Consider the following 18,634-nt stretch of genomic DNA (forward strand, 5'->3'; position numbering starts at 1 on the left):
GGATCCTCTATATCCCCAAAACACTCGATAAACCGTTCCAATCCGTGATCCTCTCCATAACGGGTGGATCATCTCAAGAATCCAAAAGTGGGCTGCTGGCAACAACAATATCGCGCCAAACATGCAGCTCCATATGCGATTCGCCTGCCCTTGAGGGGGAGATGCCTGGCAAGGCAGAGGGGGGTAAGCCGTGTATGAAAATGTATGCGTCGTGTACTCTGGATTCCGATTTAAGGAATTATGCAGCAGTTTCTACATTTGCCGCTGGGTGTCGCTTTAAGTGCGGGCACCAGCCAGTTTTTCGGCAAGATCACTGAAGGCTTTCTGAGCGCTTCTGTCGGCGGGATAGACATCGAGATAGTCTTGCCATGCCTTCATGGCTTTTTCATCGCTGCCGGAATCGGCGAGAATGGTCGCCAGCATTTGTAGGGCGGGGAAATAGCGGGGCTCAACTTTCAGCACTTCATTCAGATCGCTGACCGCTTTGCGCACATTGCCCAGACTGTAATTGAACGTGGCGCGTTTGGCCCAGCCATTGGGATTATCGGGCTCCAATACAATGACTTGATCCAGAAAATCCATGGCTGCTGCATTGCGCTTTTCCCGGCGCGCCTTGTCGGCCCATTGCATCAGCAGATCCGCAGTCGCACTGCCCGTATCGGCCCATTGGGTGACAAGATTGGCGGCAATGGTTTTGGCAATATCCGCGTTACGCTCACGCTTGAGATCCTCCAGCAGCTCTGCGGTGGATTTCGGCGTGCTGGAGCGGTCTTGCAGTCGCTCGACTGGTGGAGATGCGGGTTTGTTATCGTCAGCCCAGGCATAACCAAGGGTGCTGATCACAAGGATACAGGTCGATAGAATCAGAGAATGAACAGCATAAAAAAAGCGCATGAGAGATAATCTATCTCGCATGCGCTTTTAATCAAACTGAATTCTGCATTTCAGAGCCAAGCTGCGTGTTTGTTGGATAACGCAGCATCCCATAAAGGAGATAATTGGCAATCAGCCCTGACGAGCCTTGAAACGAGGGTTCATCTTGTTGATGATGTAAACACGGCCCTTGCGGCGAACCAAACGGTTGTCGCGGTGACGAGCCTTAAGCGCTTTCAGCGAATTCTTGATCTTCATTTTACGATCCGCACGGTTGCCAGGGAATGATTATATTCCGCCGGGAAGTAATAGATTGAAAGCACGCCTTGAGGCGCGCTGGTTCAGGGTTGGTGGCACATACCCCGGCTAAACCCTCTGTGTCAACCGCAAACGCTGCAAATCAACAGGGTGAAGCCGGTTTTTTGGGCTTATAACAGTTCGGTCACATGTCCCATTTTGCGGCCAGGGCGCGCTTCGGCTTTGCCATAGAGGTGCACAACCACGTTGCGCTTTGCCAGCCAGTCGGTGAGTGTGTCGATATCATTACCAATCAGATTGGTCATGATGCAATCCGAATGGCGGTTGGTGGCACCCAGCGGCAGGCCGGCGACGGCGCGGATATGCTGCTCGAACTGGGAGATCACGCAGGCGGCTTCCGTCCAGTGGCCGGAATTATGCACGCGCGGGGCCATTTCATTGGCAATCAGCGTGCCATCTGCCATCAGGAAAAACTCGATGCCGACAACACCAACATAATTCATGCCGGTCAGCAGCTTGGCCGCAGCGCCACGCGCTGCCTCTGCTGTTTTGGCAGAGATGTGAGCGGGCAGGGTTGATGTGTGCAAAATGCCATTGCGATGTACATTTTCAGCCGGGTCATAGCAGGCAATGTCGCCGTCTTTTGTTCTGGCAGCAATGATGGAGATCTCGCGCTCAAAGGCAATAAAGCCTTCGAGAATGAGCGGCACAGCACCGAGGGCCTCATAACCGCCGGTGGCGTCATCGCCTTTGCGATAAACCCGCTGACCTTTGCCATCATAGCCAAAACGCCGGGTTTTCAACACGCCTTGACCGCCAAAGTCAGCAAGGGCTGCTTCCAGATCGGCCTGACTGTCCACCGCGCGGAAAGGGGCAGTTGTAATGCCATTGGCGTTGAGAAACTGCTTTTCCAGCAGGCGATCTTGCGAGACTTCCAGCGCCTTTGCAGGCGGATAGACGGCAATGGTGCGCTCAAGCGCAGTCGCGGCCTCCACCGGCACATTCTCAAATTCATAGGTGATGACATCACATTGCGCGGCGAGCGCTTCAAGCGCGGCAGGGTCGGCATAATCTGCAACGATCTGCTGATTGGACACCTGTGCTGCCGGACAGTCGGCCTGCGGTTCCAGCACGATGGTCTTGATACCCAGTTTGGCGGCGGCCATGGCCAGCATGCGGCCAAGCTGGCCGCCGCCGATGATTCCAATTGTCTGAACGCTCATGGTGCCTCGTCGGTGGGGTAGTCTGCAACGGCAGCGGTCTGGGCAAAGGTCCAGTCTTCGAGCCGCTCAAAAAGATCTTCGTCATGCAGGGCCAGTACGCGGGCGGCCAAAAGGGCGGCATTGACGGCGCCGGCGCGGCCAATGGCCAGCGTGCCAACCGGAATGCCAGCCGGCATTTGCACAATCGAATAAAGACTGTCGAGGCCCGACATGGTTTTGGATTGCACCGGCACGCCAAACACCGGCAGCGAGGTCATCGAGGCCACCATGCCTGGCAGATGGGCAGCACCACCGGCACCGGCGATAATCACCTGAAAGCCCTCATCGCGGGCTCCCTTGGCAAAAGCCACCATACGATCCGGTGTGCGATGGGCGGAAACAATGCGCGCTTCATAGCTGACGCCAAGGGCATCCAGCGTGTCTGCGGCGTTTTTCATGGTTTCCCAGTCGGACTGGCTTCCCATGATGATGGCAACAGGTGGTCTTTCGTCGTGCATGGGCGGCCTTCTCCTCCTTAAGCACTTTGTGTCGGGCTCAGGCAATAATGTCGGGAATGATCTGATCTTCCAGAGATGTCAGCCTGTCTTTGATCGCAAGCTTCTTCTTCTTCATGCGCTGGATTCTTAGCGCATCACAGCCAACCGTGATCATCGCGTTGATGGCCGCGTCATAATCTTCGTGCTCCTGACGAAGACGTGCGAGCTGAAGCCTTGTATCTGCCTCTTCCTGATCCGCCATTGTGCTGTCCCCAATCTTGCTCTGCTGCATCTTCATCCGATGCAAATTGTGATCGCGCAAGCTCCTATCATTAAACAGCGGTAACGGGAAGTTAGCCGTAACCACGAAATTGCCGCTGTTATTCCTTGTTTTCACCTTAGACAATCGAAGCGGATCGTGTCACACTCCTGTCGTAAACCAAAGAGCTCCAGCGATGGAAGCTGGAGGTGGAAAAAAGGAAGGACGAAATCAGATGACCATTCAGGCTCATATTGAATCGCTTGCCAAGAAACATGAAGATTTGGAGGATAAGCTTCATGTTGCCCTTTCCTCACCCTCGACCGACGATGCCGAAATTTTGGAAATCAAGCGTAACAAGCTGCGCCTCAAGGATCAAATGCAAAAACTGAAGTCGACACGACATTGATCGTGCCGCATTTCGCATCTTGAATTGCGTTATGTCTTCTGGGTGCCTGTTGCAGTCTCAGTGTAATAAACATCAGGCACAAAGCTCTATTATAGCCGCAGTGGCGCTTATCATCATGACGGGTGAGCGCTTTTGGAGAGCATGACGCAACAGGCGAAAAATCGAGTTTAAATTATCAGGCTTCGAAGTGCTGATCGCCTTCGGAGCCTTTTTTCATTATCATGATCGATGACAGAAAATCGCGTCAGATGGCGTTGGTCAGGCCCAGAATTGATCGAGCCAAAGGTTGAGGCGGTTAAAGCCGGTATTGTTCACCGAGTAGACCCGCTTTGTGCCGTCATTGGCCACGGTGACCAGATTGCAATCCAGCAAAGCCTTGAGATGCTGCGACACAGCCGGGCGGCTGATGGGCAGGCCTTGCGCCAAGTCATTGACTGTTTTGGGGGAACGCCGCAACTGTTCCAGCAAGTAGCGGCGATTGGGGTCGGCAATTGCTGCGAAAGGATCTGTTGTGGTCATGCCGAAAAGCTACGCCAGGATATTTTATTAAGCAAGTCTAATTGTGTGAAATTCTAAATACAATTTTACCTCGATTTTTGCCTTTTTATGGTATGATGTCCTTCAGGCACAGCGGACAGAGGCGGGATGAAATTCTCGAGCCAATTGAAGGTGTTACAGCAGGGCCAATCCATCCCACAGCAGCTTCAGCCCGGCCAACAGTGTCGCACCATAAATCAGCGGATAAAAAACCTGCGGCTTGAGACGGCGCACAATGAAGGCTCCCGCCATGGCGGACAGAAAGGCAAGCGGTAAAAGCGTGAGCGATGCGGTGAAATTTTTAAGATCAAGCTGCCCCAGCGCCACATAGGGAATGATTTTAATGGTGTTGAGGATAGCGAAGAAGCGCACGCTGGTGCCGGTGTAGGCTCTCGGATCGAGCTTGAGGGGCAGGGCGTAAATCTCAAAGGGAGGGCCGCCTGCATGGGAGATGAAGCTGCCGTAGCCTGCAATCGTGCCCCACAGCCCGGCGCGAACGGGCCGCTGCGGTGCGGGTTTGATGTCATCGTGGCTTAAACCCTTCAGCCGATTGACAAAATAGCGGCCAGCGAAAACGACGGTGATGGTGCCCAGCACCAGCCGCATGGCATCCGCAGGAACGATGTTGGAGGTCATCCAGCCAAGCGCAATGCCGATGATGCCACCGGGCAGGAGTAAAAACAGGGTTTTGCGGTCATTGTGCTTGCGCCATGCATAGAGCGCCACCCAGTCCATCACGATCAGGATCGGCAGGAAAATCGCCGCCGCCTGCATGGGAGAAACCGCCAGCGCCAGAAGCGGAACACCCAGAAGACTGAAGGCACCACCCAGCCCGCCCTTGGAAAGGCCCACGAGGATGACGGCGGGAACAGCTGCGAGAAAGAAAGTCAGATCATGCAGCATCGGCGGTTTTCTTGGTTTTCGCTGGCATTGTATCGGTGTCCTGCGACTGAGGAGCGCTATGGCTTTTGCAATTCATGTTTACGGAATTATGCAAGAGTGTTGATCCTTGCGTCAGTCCGGTCTATCGAATTCCAACATGTGTGGCGAGACCTTTCGCCGACGCCAACAGAAAAGAAGACGGAAACCACCATGAGCAAACACGAAGACCGCTGCCGCCTGGTTCTCATCACCCCCCAGATGAGTGACGGGCCTGCGCTGGCCACGCTGGTGGGCGATGCTTTGCGCGGCGGTGATGTGGCGTCGGTGATTATTCCGCAATATGACCTCGACGATGGTGCCTTTCAGACGCTGGCTGAGGCGGTGGTGCCGGTGGTGCAAGCGGCGGGTGCCGCCGCACTGATTGTTGATAACAGCCGGGTTGCGGGCCGGGTGAAGGCCGATGGCCTGCATGTGATTGGCGATCGTGAGACTGTTACCGAGATGGTGGAAAAGTTTTCGCCCAAGCTGATTGTCGGGGCAGGGGGGGCTTCCGAGCGGCACACGGCGCTGGAAGTGGGTGAGGCCAACCCGGACTATATGTTCTTCGGCAAGCTGGATGGCGACATCAAGCCGGAAGCCCATTCGAAAAATCTGGCTTTGGGCGAATGGTGGGCGGCCATGGTGTCCATCCCCTGCATTGTCATGGGTGGTGCTGATCCTTCCTCTGCTCTGGCGGTTGCCGAAACCGGGGTTGAATTTGTGGCGCTGTCGAAGGCGGTTTTTGCCGATCCGGCGGCGGCGGCAAGCCTTGTGGCCAGAATAAATGCGGAGCTTGACGAAAAAGCGCCACGGTTTGCAGATTGAAACTCTGTATGACCTTTGATCCTGTCGGTAAATTGATGAGACTGTCTGCCTGCGCTGGCTTTTTGCTGGCGGCTTCAGGCATGGGCGCGATGGCGCAAAAGGCGGATGATCATGCAGGCCCGGCTGCAGGCCCGGCTACTGGGGCAGATGCCGCAATGGCGGATAAGGCAACGCAGCCGACAACGGGTGCCGATGCGGGCCGGATGCAAAGACCGGGCGCGGGCGAGGATAAGCCTTCCGCAGGTATCACGCTTATGGAGCGCATGGGCATTCCCCTGCCGCCGCTGCCGCCGGAAAAGCCTTACACCGGCAAGGTTGATCTGGCCTATGGTGCCTTTCAGCGCGGATTGTTTGGCACGGCATTTGATTATGCTTTGCCGCTTGCCGAAAAAGGCGATCCGGCCTCGGAGACTCTGATTGCTGAATTGATGAGCCGTGGCCTTGCGGTGAAAAAAGATATGAAGGGGGCTGCCTTCTGGTACGGCAAGGCCGCGAAAGATGGCGATCCGGCCGCCATGTTCAAATATGCGCTGATTGTGCTTGAAGGCGTGTATGCGCCCAAGGACACTGCGCTGGCGTATGATTATATGCATAAGGCCGCAGACGCTGGCAATGCCTCTGCGCAGTTTAACTGGGCGCAGATTCTGGTGTCGCAAAACCCCGGCGTTAAGGGGCTGCACCTGGCTTTGCCATATTATGAAAAATCGGCTGAACAGGGCATTGCGGATGCGCAATATGCCGTTGCCCAGATCTATCGCAATTTGCCGGATTTGCCGCAGGAAAAACGCGATATGGCCCGCGAATGGCTGGTTCGCGCCGCCCGCGCTGGTTTTGATACCGCGCAACTGGACATGGGTATCTGGCTGATCAATGGCATTATGGGGCCACAAAATCTTGACAATGGCTTCAACTGGCTGCGCATCGCGGCCAACCGTGGCAATGTTGCGGCCCAGAATCGTTTGGCCCATGTGTATGTTGCAGCCCTTGGCACACGGCCCGATCCGGTTGAGGCCGCCAAGTGGTTTATTCTGTCGCGCCGCGCTGGCCTGAACGATCCCAGCCTGGAAGACTTTTATATGGGCCTGCCGACAGCCCAGCAGAAACAGGCAATTGAGGCTGCCAACAAATATCGGGTTGGTCATAAATCGGCGCAAGTACAGGCCCCCGCCAGCAAGAACAAGGTACCTGCGCCAAAACCCGAACCTGCTCCGGCACCATCCAATGCCGCAGTGGGGCTTCCGGGTGTTTCTGTGCCGCCTGTTGGAGGCTATATGCCGGAAAATGATGCCCCGGATGATGAAAACACCAAGGTTGAGCCGCAAGCGCCCGGTGCCAAGTCTGCTACCCCTTGAATTTCGCCTTTTTTTGTGGTCTTGAACCGGCCAAACAACAGAAGCCACAGATGCAGGCTTTGGCTGCGACCGCTTTTTGCACGATGGTGGTCGGCGGCATATTTGCAAACAAGTTCTAAGGATACAATGTATGGCCCGCTCAGCCCTCCTTAATGTCATGGTTCAGTCGGCCATCAAGGCCGGTAAATCGCTTTCAAGAGACTTTGGCGAAGTTCAGAACCTTCAGGTTTCGGTGAAAGGCCCTGGCGATTTCGTCTCGCAAGCCGACATGAAGGCTGAAAAACTGCTGCGCGAAGAGCTGTTGAAGGTTCGCCCTACGTATGGCTTTCTGGGTGAAGAGAGCGAAGAAATCAAAGGCACCGATGGCGCGCATCGTTGGATTGTTGATCCGCTGGATGGCACAACCAATTTCTTGCACGGTATTCCGCATTTTGCTGTTTCCGTGGCACTGGAACGCAATGGCGAAATCGTCGCTGGCGTGATCTTCAATCCGGCCACCGATGAACTGTTCACCACGGAAAAAGGCGGCGGCGCGTTTATGAACGACCGCCGTATTCGCGTCGCAGCCCGCAAGGCGCTGTCGGATTGCGTGATTGGTTGCTCGGTGCCGCATCTGGGCCGGGGTAACCACGGCAAATCGCTGGTGGAAATCCGTCACGCCATGGGCGAAGTGGGTGGCATGCGCAGCTTTGGGGCGGCGGCCCTTGATCTGGCTTATGTTGCGGCAGGCCGTCTGGATGGCTATTGGCAGAGCGGTTTGAATGCCTGGGATATTGCTGCTGGCATTTTGCTGATTCGGGAAGCTGGCGGCTTTGTCAGCGATATGGCGGGCGGTAACGATGCCCTGACACGCGGCGATATTGTCGCTGGCAATGAATATATCAAGAAAGCTTTGCTGGACGTGGTTTCACGCCCGCTGCCATCGGCTTGATTTTTGCCAATTGATCGGCGCTCGTCAAAATGTTGGGATTTCGCTTCAATTTTATCCAAAGTTGACATAGCTTCCAGCCGAGTAAAAAAAGCGACAGCGAACCTGTGTGCGCCATATGTCTTGGCGCACGGTGCTGTGGGAGCTAGCATGGAGATGTGGCGCATATGACGGATCTGGATGTGGACGCACCGGAAGCGCGAGAGGCCCGCTACGGCTCGAAATTGTCGAGCCCAGCTCCTATCATTCTGACGATGCTGATTTTTCTGATCATCATCGGCTTCATTGCGGCCATTCTCTTTCGGCAGGCAGAGCATGCCTTCTTTACCAATCCCGGCTTGAACGGGTTGATTTTGGGCGTGCTGGCGGTTGGTATCCTGCTGATTTTCGGCCATGTCATTGGCCTGATCTCGGAAGTGCGCTGGTTTAATCACTATCAGGCTGTCGGCACGCTTGATAAAGTGTCGCGGGAGCCAACGCTTTTGGCTCCAATGCGTTCGCTGTTGGGCAAGCATCGCTCGGTTGCACTGTCTGCGGCTCTGCTGCGCTCAATTCTCGATTCTATTGCCACGCGCCTCGACGAATCGCGCGACACATCGCGCTATCTGATCGGTCTTTTGGTGTTTCTTGGCCTGCTCGGCACCTTCTGGGGCTTGATTGGCACGATTGGCTCGATCAGCGGCGTCATTCAGTCGCTGGATGCAGGCTCTGGCGGGCAGGGGAGTGACGTGCTGCAAACCCTGAAGAACGGCCTTGCGGCTCCACTTTCAGGCATGGGCACGGCGTTTTCGTCCTCGCTGCTTGGCCTTTCTGGTTCGCTCATTCTTGGCTTTTTGGATTTGCAGGCGGGCCGCGCCCAAAACCGCTTTTATACCGAGCTGGAAAACTGGCTGTCGTCTGTCACTGATGTGGGGGCAGAAGTGCGCACCGCACCGGATGGCGTGTCGGAGCAGACCATGAACCGCCTGCTGGAGCAGATGAAAGCCATCTCAACACAGCCAACTGCGGGCAATGATCGCCATGCGGCGGCTCTCGCCGGATTGGCAGAGGGGATTCAGGGGCTGGTGAAAAATATGCGCAACGAGCAGCAGATGCTGCGCGATTGGATTGAAGCGCAGCAAGAAGATGCGCGCGCCATGCGCAAAACGCTGGAGCGGTTGAACGACAAGCTTGGGAGCAAATAGCCATGGCTCTTGGGCGCAACCGCAGGCGTGAGCGCGGCGGCGATTATTGGCCCGGCTTTGTCGATGCGCTTTCGACATTGCTGATTGCCATCATGTTTTTGCTCACCGTATTTGTGGTGGCGCAATTTGTGCTCAGTCGCGAAATCTCCGGCAAGGATGAGGTGCTGAACCGCCTCAACAGTCAGATTGCCGAATTGACGCAAATGCTGGCTTTGGAAAAAAGCGGCAAGCAGGATTTGGAAGACACGCTGGCCAACCTGCAATCTTCCTTATCGTCTTCGGAAAGTGAGCGCAGCCGCCTGCAAGCGCTTTTGGATGCGGGCAGCGGCACGTCAGCGCAAGCGCAAGCGAAAATCAATGATTTGACCGGCAAGTTGAACGACGAAAAGCAGGTCAGCACCCGCGCCATGAGCCAGATTGAGTTGCTCAATCAGCAGATTGCAGCACTTCGGGCGCAGATTGCCGCCGTGGAGCAGGCGTTGCAGGCCTCGGAAGCCAAGGACAAGGAATCGCAGGTCAAAATCACCGATCTGGGTCGTCGCTTGAATGTGGCGCTTGCTCAGAAAGTGCAGGAGCTGAACCGCTATCGCTCTGACTTTTTTGGACGCTTGCGTGAGATTTTGTCGGATCGTCAGAATATCCGCATTGTCGGCGACCGTTTTGTCTTCCAGTCAGAAGTGCTGTTTCCGTCCGGCAGTGCCGATATGAACCCGAATGGTCAGGAAGAAATGACCAAGCTGGCCTCCGCCCTGATTGACCTGTCCAAGGAAATTCCCTCCGACATCAATTGGGTGCTGCGCGTCGATGGTCACACCGACAATGTGCAGATGTCGGGCAATGGTCGCTATGCTGACAATTGGGCGCTCTCGGCGGCGCGTGCGATCTCGGTGGTCAAATTCCTGATTTCCAAGGGTGTTCCAGCAGACCGACTGGCTGCGGCTGGCTTTGGTGAATATCAGCCAATTGCACCGGGCGATACACCCGAAGCGCGGGCGCAAAACCGTCGTATCGAACTGAAACTGACGGAACGATAGAGGCTTTTGGTCTCATGGCGCACGCGGTTTAGGGGTATGTGATAGAACCCCTCCCCAACCCTCCCCACGAGGGGGAGGGAGTACCTTGATTGCTTTGTCACTGTTGTGCTTTTCAATGATTTATGACGAAAATTCATAGTCTTGCGCAAAATTCAACGGACTCTCTCCCCCCCTCGTGGGGAGGGTTGGGGAGGGGCTTTTTTTGAACCACATATTGAACCAGCTCATTCCCTTGACCCTTGCGAAATTTTGACGTTCGCGTAAAAGTCAATCCATCAGGCCTTGGGAGGGGATGATGGACGGATTTGATGTGATCGTGGTGGGTGCTGGCCTTGCGGGGCTGGTGGCAGCGGTGGAGGCGGCGGAACGCAAGTTGAAAGTTTGCGTGCTCGATCAGGAGGGGGAGCAAAACCTTGGCGGACAGGCATTCTGGTCGCTCGGCGGGTTGTTTTTCATCAACAGTCCAGAGCAGCGCCTGATGCGCATACATGATAGCATGGATCTGGCGCGGCGCGATTGGCTTGGATCAGCCGCTTTTGATCGCGATGAGGATTTGTGGCCGCGCCGCTGGGCTGAGGCTTATTTGCATTTTGCCGCTGGCGAAAAACGAAGCTGGCTGCATCAGATGGGCATGCGCTGGTTTCCGGTGGTGGGCTGGGCAGAACGCGGCGGTGAGAAGGCGGATGGGCACGGCAATTCTGTGCCACGCTTTCACGTGACATGGGGGACGGGGCCGGGGGTGCTGGCACCTTTCGTCAAATGGGCACTAGCTTTGCAAGAGGCCGGATCGCTGACCTTCAAATTCCGCCATCAGGTGGATCGTCTCATCCGTCAGGGCGCAGCAGTCACCGGCGTTGCCGGCACCTCGCTCAAGGCCGATCCGGTGCTGCGCGGCCAGCGCAGCAGCCGCGAAGGGGTGGGTGAATTTGAGCTGAAGGCCGGGGCCGTGATTGTCACCTCCGGCGGCATTGGCGGTAACCACGATCTGGTGCGTCAAAACTGGCCTGTGGCACGGCTGGGCACGCCGCCTGCCAGCATGGTTTGCGGTGTGCCCGCCCATGTGGATGGGCGGATGATTGCCATTACAGAAGCCGCTGGCGGCAATGTTATCAACCGCGACCGCATGTGGCATTACACCGAGGGCGTGAAAAACCATGACCCGATCTGGCCCAATCACGGCATCCGCATTTTGCCCGGTCCCAGTTCATTTTGGTGTGATGCCGATGGGCGGCGTTTGCCAGCCCCCGCCATGCCGGGGTTTGACACGCTTGGCACGTTGAAAATATTGCGGGAGCGCGGCAGCGATTACAGCTGGTTCATTCTGACCAAGGCGATCATCAAGAAAGAGTTCGCGCTCTCCGGCTCCGAACAAAACCCTGATCTGACCGATAAAAATATCCCACTGCTGTTAAAACGTCTCGGCAAACAGCCAACGGGTCCTATTCAGGCCTTTATGGATCGCGGCGAGGACTTTGCTGTGCGCGATACGCTTGAAGAGCTGGTGGCCGCCATGAATGGCATCAGCGGCGAAAACCGGCTCAATGTCGAATATATCCGTACCCAAATTGAAGCGCGTGACGCGCAGATGAACAATCGTTTCAGCAAGGATGCGCAAGTGACGGCCATTCGCGGTGCGCGCAACTATCTGGGCGATAAACTGATGCGCACGGCCAAGCCGCATCGATTGCTGGACCCCGGCCAAGGGCCGCTGATTGCCGTGCGGCTGCATATCTTGACGCGCAAAACGCTTGGCGGGCTGCAAACGGATTTGAAAGGCAGGGTGCTGGATGAGCAAGGGCAGCCGGTGCCCGGCCTCTATGCGGCGGGCGAAGTCGCCGGTTTTGGCGGCGGCGGCATGCATGGCTATAATGCGCTGGAGGGCACGTTTTTGGGTGGCTGCCTGTTTTCTGGCCGGGTGGCCGGCCAGAATGTTGATGTTTGAACCGGCTTACTTGGCAGCAACAATGTCGTCTTCAATGGTCGTGTGAAATTGCAGGCGGGCCAGCTTGGCATAAAGGCCGCCCTGCTGGATCAGGCTTTGGTGAGTGCCCTGTTCCACCACCTGACCATCATCAACCACTAAAATGCGATCGGCTTTCAGCACGGTTGCAAGGCGGTGGGCAATCACAAGGGTGGTGCGATTTTCCATCAAGCCGTCCAAAGCTCTTTGCACCAGTGTTTCGCTTTCTGCATCCAGCGCCGATGTCGCCTCATCCAGCAGCAATACGGGGGCGTCTTTCAATATGGCACGGGCAATGGCAATGCGCTGGCGCTGACCACCGGAAAGCGTAATGCCGCGCTCGCCAACTTGCGTGTCATATCCTGCTTCAAGCCGGTCAATAAATTCAGCGGCTTGGGCAGCCTTGGCGGCTTCAATCACGGCTTCCCGGCTGGCGGAAGGATTGCCGAAGGCGATGTTATCGTGAATGGTGCCGGAAAAAATTGTCACTTCCTGTGGCACAATGGCCATGCGGGCGCGCAGGTCTTCCAACGCGACCTCGCGGATATCCATGCCGTCCAGACAGAGCTTGCCGCTGATGGGATCATAAAAGCGCAAGATCAGAGAAAAGATCGTGCTTTTGCCAGCACCTGAGGGGCCAACAATGGCCACCGTTTCGCCAGCGTCCACAGCAAAGCTCAAGCCTTTCAAGGCCGAGCGATTGGGGCGGCTGGGGTAGGAAAACTCAACATTTTCAAACCACACTTCACCCCGTGCTGGCGTGGGCAGGCTTTTGGGCTTTTCGGGCGAGCGCACGGCTGAAACTTCGGCTAGCAATTCGCTCAGGCGCTCGGCAGCACCGCCCGCCTGCATCAATTCGCCCCAGACCTCGGACAATTGCCCAAGTGAGCTGCCCGCCACAACTGAGTAGATCAAAAACTGTCCCAGCGTGCCGGGGGTCAGTGTGCCAGACAAAACGCCTTGTGCGCCATACCACAGCACCCCGACAATGCTGCTGAACACCATGGTAATGGCAACGCCTGTGAGCACGGCGCGCGAGCGCGTCGCAACTCGGGCGGCTTCAAAGGCCTCCTCGACGGCGGCACCATAGCGGGCATCGGCTGCCCTTTCGCCATTAAAGGCCTGCACGATGCGCGATGCGCCAATGCTTTCACCCGCAAACGCCGATGCGGCGGCGAGCTTGTCTTGCGCTGCGCGTGAGCGGCGGCGCACGGAGCGGCCAAATGCAATCAGTGGAAACACAATGATCGGAATGGCCACCAGCACCAGCACCGAGAGCCGGGGGCTGGTGTAAACCATCATGATGATGGCCCCAATGCACATGATGGTGTTGCGCAGCGCAACCGATGCACTGGCCCCGACGGCAGATTTGATCTGGGTGGCATCGGCGGTCAGGCGCGAAACAATCTCACCGGATTGATTGATGTCGAAAAAGGCTGGCGACAGGCGGCTGACATTGGCAAAGACTTCGCGGCGGATATCCGAGACGATCCGCTCACCAATGGTGATGACATAATAATAGCGCAGCGCGCTGGCGGCGGCCATGACAATGGCCAGCACAATCATCATGGCGAAATATTTGTTGATGAAGACGGAATCAGAAGAGGCAAAACCGTGATCAATCATGCGGCGCACGGCAAGCGGCAAGATCAAGGTGGTCACTGCGGCGAGGGCCAGAAAAAACAGGGCTGCAATCACCATGCCCCGATAGCGCATGAGATAGGGCGCAAGGCGGCCAAGAGGCTTGATGGACCGGCGTTTTTGAGGCTCTGATGCAGCAATTTCGGACAATGCGACGTTCTCCTCATCGGCCATGTCGACTGTTGCGTCGGGGGCCTTGTTATCTCCGTGACCTTCATGTATAGGCTGCCCATCAAATTGGGAAGCTTAGACATAAAATGTCTATGGCTTCATGTATTGAATTGGGTCGGCTGACGCAATTGCGGCAAATAGACCCCCCGGCACAGCAGGAAAAGCGTCATGAAGGCTAACATTCATCCAGACTACCACAAGATCAAGGTTGTTATGACCGACGGCACCGAATACGAAACCTTCTCCACATGGGGTTCCGAAGGTCAGGTCATGAACCTCGAAATCGATTGCAAGTCCCATCCAGCATGGACCGGCGGCAACCAGCAGCTTATGGACCGTGGTGGCCGTCTCTCCAAGTTCAACAAGCGTTTCGGCGGCCTCGGCCTCTAATTCTGCTGTTGCAGGATCCTTCTGGATCTTTGTTATTGGCCGGGTTCGTTTTATCGAACCCGGCCTTTTTGTTTCGTGTCACCGCGACAAAGTTGCGGTTTCAGGGGCGTTCTCTTCAGTCTATCAAGACCATGATAACGGGAGACTGAGCGCAATGACCACCATTCCTTTTACCACACTGGATGTCTTCACGGTTGAGCCTTTCAAGGGCAATCCGCTGGCGGTTATTCTGGATGGCCGCGCGCTAACCTCATTGCAAATGCAGGCGATTGCTGCTGAATTTGGCTATTCGGAAACCACATTTGTGCTGCCGCCCAAGGATGCCGCCAACACAGCCGAGGTGCGGATTTTTACGCCAGTCGCGGAAATTCCTTTTGCCGGTCATCCCAATGTCGGCACAGCCATTGCGCTGGCAAAGCAGGGCGAGCTATTCGGAAAGCCCTTAACCGATGAATTGCGCTTTGAAGAAAAGGCTGGCCTCGTCAACGTCCGGCTGACCCGAGATGACACCCAGCATTTGATTGCGACAATCCGGGCACCGCAGGCGTTGTCTGTCAGCGGTGCTCTCCCAACATCTCAGATTGCCAAGGCCATGTCGCTTCAAACAGACGATATTGTGGTGGCAAACCATAAGCCTTCATTTGTCTCGGTGGGGTTGAAATTTATTGCGGTTGAAGTGGCAGGGCTTGATGCCTTGGGGCGGGCCAGGCCAAGTCTTGATGCTTTGGCTCAGCTTGTGAAAGCCCATGAGACAGAGCAGACTGATGGCGCAACATTCCTTTATTGCCGGGTTGGTGATGATCATATTCGCGCCAGGATGTTTTCACCCTTTGATAATGTGCCGGAAGACCCGGCAACCGGCAGCGCATCGGCAGCTCTTGGTGCTTATCTTACCCAGCTATCACCGGTGCAGAGTATGACGCGCACCATTCTGGTGGAGCAGGGGGTGGAAATGGGACGCCGCAGTCTGATCACCATCACCGCTGAAAAGAGGGATGGTCAGATCGCATCTGTTGATATTTCAGGGCAAGCTGTCGCCGTGATGCAGGGGACCATTACGGTCTAAGCAGAAGCGTCAGACACCAGATGATGAAAGCGACAACGGCGAGCCGCCAGAAATCGCGGCGTCTGCGCAAGCCTGGCACGCCGAGAGGTCGAATGATCTGCACAGCCATGGCCAAAATGAAGAAAATTGAGATGGCCTTGATCATTTTTCGTATCCGGTGCTTTCAATAAATCCTTCCTTAGGGAGGACATGTTCTCTTCTTACGCTATATCTCGGTTTTGCGTTACTGTTGCGGTAGCCACGATGCAAGCACATTTGAGAAGTGGATAAAATGGCCAGAAAAATTTTCCCCGTTATCTCCCTATTGCTTGGCACGCTGTTTCTGTTTTTGGGAAATGGTCTGCATGGATTGCTTTTGCCGGTTCGCGGCTCCGCCGAGGGCTATTCCAACGAAGTTCTCGGCCTGCTCGGCACCTCTTGGGCCACCGGCTTTGTGCTTGGCTGTTTTGTGGCACCCAAAGTGGTGATGCGCATTGGCCATGTGCGCGCCTTTTCGAGTTTCATCGCTGTTATCGCTATCATCGCTCTGATGACGGGCATTGTCGTTGAGCAAACTTCCTGGGTGCTTTTGCGGGCGCTGACGGGCTTTTGCACGGCTGGCACATCCATGATTATTGAGAGCTGGCTGAATGAACGGGCCAGCAATGAGAGCCGTGGCGCGATTTTCTCCTTCTATATTTCTGTCACGCTGATGGGGGTTGTTGGTGGGCAGATGATGGTGGCCTTTGGCAATGTGCACACGCCCATCCTGTTCATGATTTGCGGCATACTTTATTGTCTGGCCATGCTGCCGACCACCTTGTCGAATGCGGCCTCTCCACGGCCTTTGAGTTCGGTCAAGCTGGATCTGCCCAGCCTGTTTCGCAATTCGCCCGTGTCTTTTGTCGGCATTTTATTGATCGGCATTGCCAATGGTGCTTTCGGCACGTTGGTTGCTGTGTTTGGCGCGCGCGTCGGCTTGCCGGATGTTACAATTGCAGCGATGCTGAGCATCACGATTTTTGCAGGGGCTGCGGCGCAGTTTCCCGCAGGTCGCCTGTCCGACAAGATTGATCGGCGTTATGTGCTGGCGGGCATTGCGGTGGTTGCGGTGGTTGCGGCGCTGGTTTTGCTGATTGTGCAGCCAGCAACAGCTATTTTCCTCATTCCGATTGTCGCCATTTATGGTGCGGCGGCCAATTCGCTCTATCCCATTGCGGTGGCCCATGCCAATGACTATGCCGACAGCGGAGATTTCGTCAAAGTGTCCGGCGGGCTGCTGTTGCTCTATGGTATCGGCACAATTATCGGGCCGACCATTGGCGGTCCGGTGATGACCCATCTTGGGCCGCACGCCCTGTTTATTGTTACCGCCATTGCCCATGCCTTGCTGGTCGCCTATGCGATTTTCCGAAGCAGATTGCGTCCTGCCTTGTCGCCGGAAGAGAAAGACAATTTTGCCCATGCCCATGGCCCGCTTTCGACCATGACGGCCACGCCGCAATCGGTCAATCTCGACCCAAGGTCAGATCGCGCTGAAATGGGGGATGATACCAAGGAGAATGGATAATGTCATTTGACCCAGATCGACCCATCAAAAAGCCGGAGCATGAGGTGGGTTGTGACCTTTCCCTGCTGTCTGTGGATGAGCTGAAAAAAAGAATCACTTTGCTGGAAGACGAAATAATCCGCCTCAAAATGGCCTGTGACAGTAAAGAAGCAGGTAAAAAGGCGGCAGAATCGCTGTTTAAGGCCTCGAAGTAGTCCGATTTGGATCGAAATATTACAACAGGTCTTGAAGCAGAGATGCGGAAAATCGCGTCTTGGTGGTGCAGAAACAGGCGCTTTCATGCATAGCAGGATACAGTATTAACCAAAAATTATGCATTATATGAGAATTTATAAACTATCCGGTTCTTCTGGATGCAGACTTTTTCCCATTTTAGGAAAATAGTCTGATTTTTCTCCCTGTTTTACCTTGAGAGCCGCTTTTGCGGCTCTTTTTTTACGTCAGCCGACTTTCAGCAAAACTGTGGGAATTAACCTTTTCTTAAGAAACGACTTGCGGATTTGCGCTATTGGTAGCATCTTAAAGTCCAAGCAATGATACTTAAAAAAGTCCAAACAGCGGTGGATGTTTTCATGCAGCGAGGACTGGGCTTTCTTTTAGGTCGCGCTACCTTAATTAGTGATGCGTAGGACAGGGGTTAATGTCGATGTCAGAACTCGGATTGAATACGGTTAGCTTTGCAGGCCGCGCAGCCGCGTCGCCGCAGTTCAAGGTAACCTATGCTGAGGGAATGGGTCTCGTGGAAGAGACCGCCGCCTATCTGGATGGTCCGGGCCGCTCGGCGGCCAAGGTTTTGCCCCGGATGGCATCTGTGCTGTATGCGGCCGAATCCATGCGGCTGACCACACGCCTGATGCAGATGGCCTCATGGTTGCTGTTGCAGCGCGCTGTGAACAATGGTGAGATGTCGCGCGATCAGGTGATCTCTGAAAAGAGCAAGGTGCGCCTGGATGGCTTCAATGTGGATCGCAATGCTCCGGGCTGGAACGATCTGCCAGAAGCGTTTCGGGATCTGATTGAGCGCTCGCTGCGCCTGCAAAATCGCATTGCGCTTTTGGATCGTGAAATTTATCGCCCAAGCGATCCGTCGATCGTTCCTGACAATCAAAACAGCGTGCAGGCCCAGCTCAACCTGTTGCGCACGGCGTTTGACGCCAGCTGATCATCGACAAAACCCCTGTCGGTATAAAACCCGGTTCTGCGAGGCAGTGCCGGGTTTTTCTTTGTTCACGGTGTTCAGATAACCGCCCTGTGTTTGACAAAAGGCAAAAGGGCACCGTGGCAGTTTAAATCTGCTGCATAATTCCTGTAATCGATTCCTGTTCAAGGAATTTTGCAGTCATGCCCGGAATGTATTGGATGTGTTCACAATGCTTCCACAGCCAGGGTATCTTGTAAAATTTTACAGCGTTCTTTGTACTCTTTATGTGATGATATGCGCTGTAATTGTTCAATCAATGGATTTTTTCTTTATTTCCTTTTGCAACCTATTGATGAAGAATCTCAATATTTTGAAAATTTACTTTTTATTAGCTTGAATAATTATAATTAAATTCAAATTTACATCTATTTTGTCGG

At 55.0% G+C, this 18,634-nt stretch carries 20 protein-coding genes and 1 pseudogene; 12 read left to right on the forward strand and 9 right to left on the reverse strand.

From position 1 onward, the window contains the following. Nucleotides 1-276: 276 nt before the first annotated feature. The 5 genes from E6C51_RS00005 to E6C51_RS00025 all read right to left on the reverse strand — a co-directional run bounded on the left by E6C51_RS00005 (nt 277) and on the right by E6C51_RS00025 (nt 3,092). Nucleotides 277-894: a tetratricopeptide repeat protein gene (locus E6C51_RS00005; protein WP_190234615.1), complete on the reverse strand. Its 618-nt coding sequence runs from the start codon at nt 892-894 to the stop codon at nt 277-279. Nucleotides 895-1,005: 111 nt separating this feature from the next. Next, entirely contained in the window at nt 1,006-1,131 is a 126-nt protein-coding gene (gene ykgO / locus E6C51_RS00010) for a type B 50S ribosomal protein L36 (RefSeq protein ID WP_007607121.1), read from the reverse strand. A 170-nt stretch (nt 1,132-1,301) separates the two neighbouring features. Further along, nucleotides 1,302-2,354, reverse strand: coding sequence for a 5-(carboxyamino)imidazole ribonucleotide synthase (locus E6C51_RS00015; protein WP_190234616.1), 1,053 nt, complete (start codon nt 2,352-2,354; stop codon nt 1,302-1,304). Next, on the reverse strand, nt 2,351-2,851 hold the full coding sequence (purE, locus tag E6C51_RS00020) for a 5-(carboxyamino)imidazole ribonucleotide mutase (RefSeq protein ID WP_146932805.1): 501 nt from the start codon (nt 2,849-2,851) through the stop codon (nt 2,351-2,353). The genes E6C51_RS00015 and purE overlap by 4 nt, the downstream gene beginning before the upstream one ends. 37 nt (nt 2,852-2,888) lie before the next feature. Further along, entirely contained in the window at nt 2,889-3,092 is a 204-nt protein-coding gene (locus E6C51_RS00025; protein WP_146932807.1) for a YdcH family protein, read from the reverse strand. 232 nt (nt 3,093-3,324) lie between these two features. Here E6C51_RS00025 and E6C51_RS00030 point away from each other — a divergent pair, with 232 nt between their 5' ends. Then, nucleotides 3,325-3,498: a YdcH family protein gene (locus E6C51_RS00030; protein ID WP_146933808.1), complete on the forward strand. Its 174-nt coding sequence runs from the start codon at nt 3,325-3,327 to the stop codon at nt 3,496-3,498. Between the two features lie 258 nt (nt 3,499-3,756). Here E6C51_RS00030 and E6C51_RS00035 read toward each other — a convergent pair whose 3' ends face one another. Together E6C51_RS00035 and E6C51_RS00040 are read right to left on the reverse strand one after the other, a co-directional pair. After that, nucleotides 3,757-4,017 (reverse strand): ArsR/SmtB family transcription factor, encoded by a 261-nt coding sequence (locus E6C51_RS00035; protein ID WP_146932809.1) that lies wholly within the window; start codon nt 4,015-4,017, stop codon nt 3,757-3,759. Nucleotides 4,018-4,170: 153 nt separating this feature from the next. After that, nucleotides 4,171-4,938 (reverse strand): sulfite exporter TauE/SafE family protein, encoded by a 768-nt coding sequence (locus E6C51_RS00040; RefSeq protein ID WP_190234617.1) that lies wholly within the window; start codon nt 4,936-4,938, stop codon nt 4,171-4,173. 189 nt (nt 4,939-5,127) lie between these two features. Between E6C51_RS00040 and E6C51_RS00045 the strand changes: the two genes are divergently transcribed. From E6C51_RS00045 to E6C51_RS00070, 6 genes and pseudogenes are all read left to right on the forward strand, one after another. Then, entirely contained in the window at nt 5,128-5,781 is a 654-nt protein-coding gene (locus E6C51_RS00045) for a thiamine phosphate synthase (RefSeq protein WP_190234618.1), read from the forward strand. Nucleotides 5,782-5,861: 80 nt separating this feature from the next. Continuing rightward, nucleotides 5,862-6,914, forward strand: a pseudogene (locus tag E6C51_RS00050) (tetratricopeptide repeat protein); the annotation flags it as partial. A gap of 349 nt (nt 6,915-7,263) precedes the next feature. Continuing rightward, nucleotides 7,264-8,064, forward strand: coding sequence for an inositol monophosphatase family protein (locus E6C51_RS00055; RefSeq protein WP_146932815.1), 801 nt, complete (start codon nt 7,264-7,266; stop codon nt 8,062-8,064). 164 nt (nt 8,065-8,228) lie between these two features. Beyond that, nucleotides 8,229-9,245, forward strand: coding sequence for a flagellar motor protein MotA (locus E6C51_RS00060; RefSeq protein WP_190234619.1), 1,017 nt, complete (start codon nt 8,229-8,231; stop codon nt 9,243-9,245). 2 nt (nt 9,246-9,247) lie between these two features. Beyond that, nucleotides 9,248-10,279: a peptidoglycan -binding protein gene (locus E6C51_RS00065; RefSeq protein ID WP_146932818.1), complete on the forward strand. Its 1,032-nt coding sequence runs from the start codon at nt 9,248-9,250 to the stop codon at nt 10,277-10,279. Nucleotides 10,280-10,574: 295 nt separating this feature from the next. Then, entirely contained in the window at nt 10,575-12,221 is a 1,647-nt protein-coding gene (locus E6C51_RS00070; RefSeq protein ID WP_190234620.1) for an FAD-binding dehydrogenase, read from the forward strand. Nucleotides 12,222-12,227: 6 nt separating this feature from the next. Here E6C51_RS00070 and E6C51_RS00075 read toward each other — a convergent pair whose 3' ends face one another. Continuing rightward, entirely contained in the window at nt 12,228-14,030 is a 1,803-nt protein-coding gene (locus tag E6C51_RS00075) for an ABC transporter transmembrane domain-containing protein (protein WP_190234621.1), read from the reverse strand. Between the two features lie 189 nt (nt 14,031-14,219). On the opposite strand from E6C51_RS00075, the gene rpmE reads away from it, so the two are divergent. Beyond that, nucleotides 14,220-14,441 (forward strand): 50S ribosomal protein L31, encoded by a 222-nt coding sequence (gene rpmE / locus E6C51_RS00080; protein ID WP_075639598.1) that lies wholly within the window; start codon nt 14,220-14,222, stop codon nt 14,439-14,441. 154 nt (nt 14,442-14,595) lie between these two features. Beyond that, the gene (locus tag E6C51_RS00085; RefSeq protein ID WP_190234622.1) at nt 14,596-15,507 is read left to right on the forward strand and encodes a PhzF family phenazine biosynthesis protein; all 912 of its coding nucleotides are present in this window, start codon (nt 14,596-14,598) and stop codon (nt 15,505-15,507) included. Here E6C51_RS00085 and E6C51_RS00090 read toward each other — a convergent pair. Continuing rightward, a complete protein-coding gene (locus E6C51_RS00090; protein WP_186827705.1) occupies nt 15,497-15,652 on the reverse strand; it encodes a hypothetical protein in 156 nt (51 codons plus the stop codon). The two genes, E6C51_RS00085 and E6C51_RS00090, sit on opposite strands and share 11 nt — an antisense overlap. Nucleotides 15,653-15,778: 126 nt before the next feature. Between E6C51_RS00090 and E6C51_RS00095 the strand changes: the two genes are divergently transcribed. From E6C51_RS00095 to rcdA, 3 genes are all read left to right on the forward strand, one after another. Continuing rightward, nucleotides 15,779-17,056, forward strand: coding sequence for an MFS transporter (locus E6C51_RS00095; protein WP_146932826.1), 1,278 nt, complete (start codon nt 15,779-15,781; stop codon nt 17,054-17,056). Next, a complete protein-coding gene (locus E6C51_RS00100; protein WP_146932828.1) occupies nt 17,056-17,250 on the forward strand; it encodes a DUF1192 domain-containing protein in 195 nt (64 codons plus the stop codon). The genes E6C51_RS00095 and E6C51_RS00100 overlap by 1 nt, the downstream gene beginning before the upstream one ends. A gap of 452 nt (nt 17,251-17,702) precedes the next feature. Beyond that, nucleotides 17,703-18,218, forward strand: a complete 516-nt coding sequence (gene rcdA / locus E6C51_RS00105; RefSeq protein WP_146932830.1) for a protease adaptor protein RcdA — start codon at nt 17,703-17,705, stop codon at nt 18,216-18,218. Nucleotides 18,219-18,634 lie beyond the last annotated feature (416 nt).

Origin of the sequence: Gillisella terrae (assembly GCF_004801395.1) — a bacterium.
Taxonomy (GTDB): Bacteria; Pseudomonadota; Alphaproteobacteria; order Rhizobiales; family Rhizobiaceae; genus Allorhizobium; species Allorhizobium terrae.

What these genes read in the sequence shown, in the direction of transcription:
- E6C51_RS00065 (WP_146932818.1), top strand. Translation starts at nt 9,248, where the DNA reads ATGGCTCTTGGGCGCAACCGCAGGCGTGAGCGCGGCGGCGATTATTGG.
- E6C51_RS00070 (WP_190234620.1), top strand. Translation starts at nt 10,575, where the DNA reads ATGGACGGATTTGATGTGATCGTGGTGGGTGCTGGCCTTGCGGGGCTG.
- E6C51_RS00045 (WP_190234618.1), top strand. Translation starts at nt 5,128, where the DNA reads ATGAGCAAACACGAAGACCGCTGCCGCCTGGTTCTCATCACCCCCCAG.
- ykgO (WP_007607121.1), bottom strand. Translation starts at nt 1,131, where the DNA reads ATGAAGATCAAGAATTCGCTGAAAGCGCTTAAGGCTCGTCACCGCGAC.
- E6C51_RS00025 (WP_146932807.1), bottom strand. Translation starts at nt 3,092, where the DNA reads ATGGCGGATCAGGAAGAGGCAGATACAAGGCTTCAGCTCGCACGTCTT.
- E6C51_RS00085 (WP_190234622.1), top strand. Translation starts at nt 14,596, where the DNA reads ATGACCACCATTCCTTTTACCACACTGGATGTCTTCACGGTTGAGCCT.
- E6C51_RS00030 (WP_146933808.1), top strand. Translation starts at nt 3,325, where the DNA reads ATGACCATTCAGGCTCATATTGAATCGCTTGCCAAGAAACATGAAGAT.
- E6C51_RS00040 (WP_190234617.1), bottom strand. Translation starts at nt 4,938, where the DNA reads ATGCTGCATGATCTGACTTTCTTTCTCGCAGCTGTTCCCGCCGTCATC.
- purE (WP_146932805.1), bottom strand. Translation starts at nt 2,851, where the DNA reads ATGCACGACGAAAGACCACCTGTTGCCATCATCATGGGAAGCCAGTCC.
- rcdA (WP_146932830.1), top strand. Translation starts at nt 17,703, where the DNA reads ATGTCAGAACTCGGATTGAATACGGTTAGCTTTGCAGGCCGCGCAGCC.
- rpmE (WP_075639598.1), top strand. Translation starts at nt 14,220, where the DNA reads ATGAAGGCTAACATTCATCCAGACTACCACAAGATCAAGGTTGTTATG.
- E6C51_RS00005 (WP_190234615.1), bottom strand. Translation starts at nt 894, where the DNA reads ATGCGCTTTTTTTATGCTGTTCATTCTCTGATTCTATCGACCTGTATC.
- E6C51_RS00095 (WP_146932826.1), top strand. Translation starts at nt 15,779, where the DNA reads ATGGCCAGAAAAATTTTCCCCGTTATCTCCCTATTGCTTGGCACGCTG.
- E6C51_RS00055 (WP_146932815.1), top strand. Translation starts at nt 7,264, where the DNA reads ATGGCCCGCTCAGCCCTCCTTAATGTCATGGTTCAGTCGGCCATCAAG.
- E6C51_RS00015 (WP_190234616.1), bottom strand. Translation starts at nt 2,354, where the DNA reads ATGAGCGTTCAGACAATTGGAATCATCGGCGGCGGCCAGCTTGGCCGC.
- E6C51_RS00090 (WP_186827705.1), bottom strand. Translation starts at nt 15,652, where the DNA reads ATGATCAAGGCCATCTCAATTTTCTTCATTTTGGCCATGGCTGTGCAG.
- E6C51_RS00035 (WP_146932809.1), bottom strand. Translation starts at nt 4,017, where the DNA reads ATGACCACAACAGATCCTTTCGCAGCAATTGCCGACCCCAATCGCCGC.
- E6C51_RS00100 (WP_146932828.1), top strand. Translation starts at nt 17,056, where the DNA reads ATGTCATTTGACCCAGATCGACCCATCAAAAAGCCGGAGCATGAGGTG.
- E6C51_RS00060 (WP_190234619.1), top strand. Translation starts at nt 8,229, where the DNA reads ATGACGGATCTGGATGTGGACGCACCGGAAGCGCGAGAGGCCCGCTAC.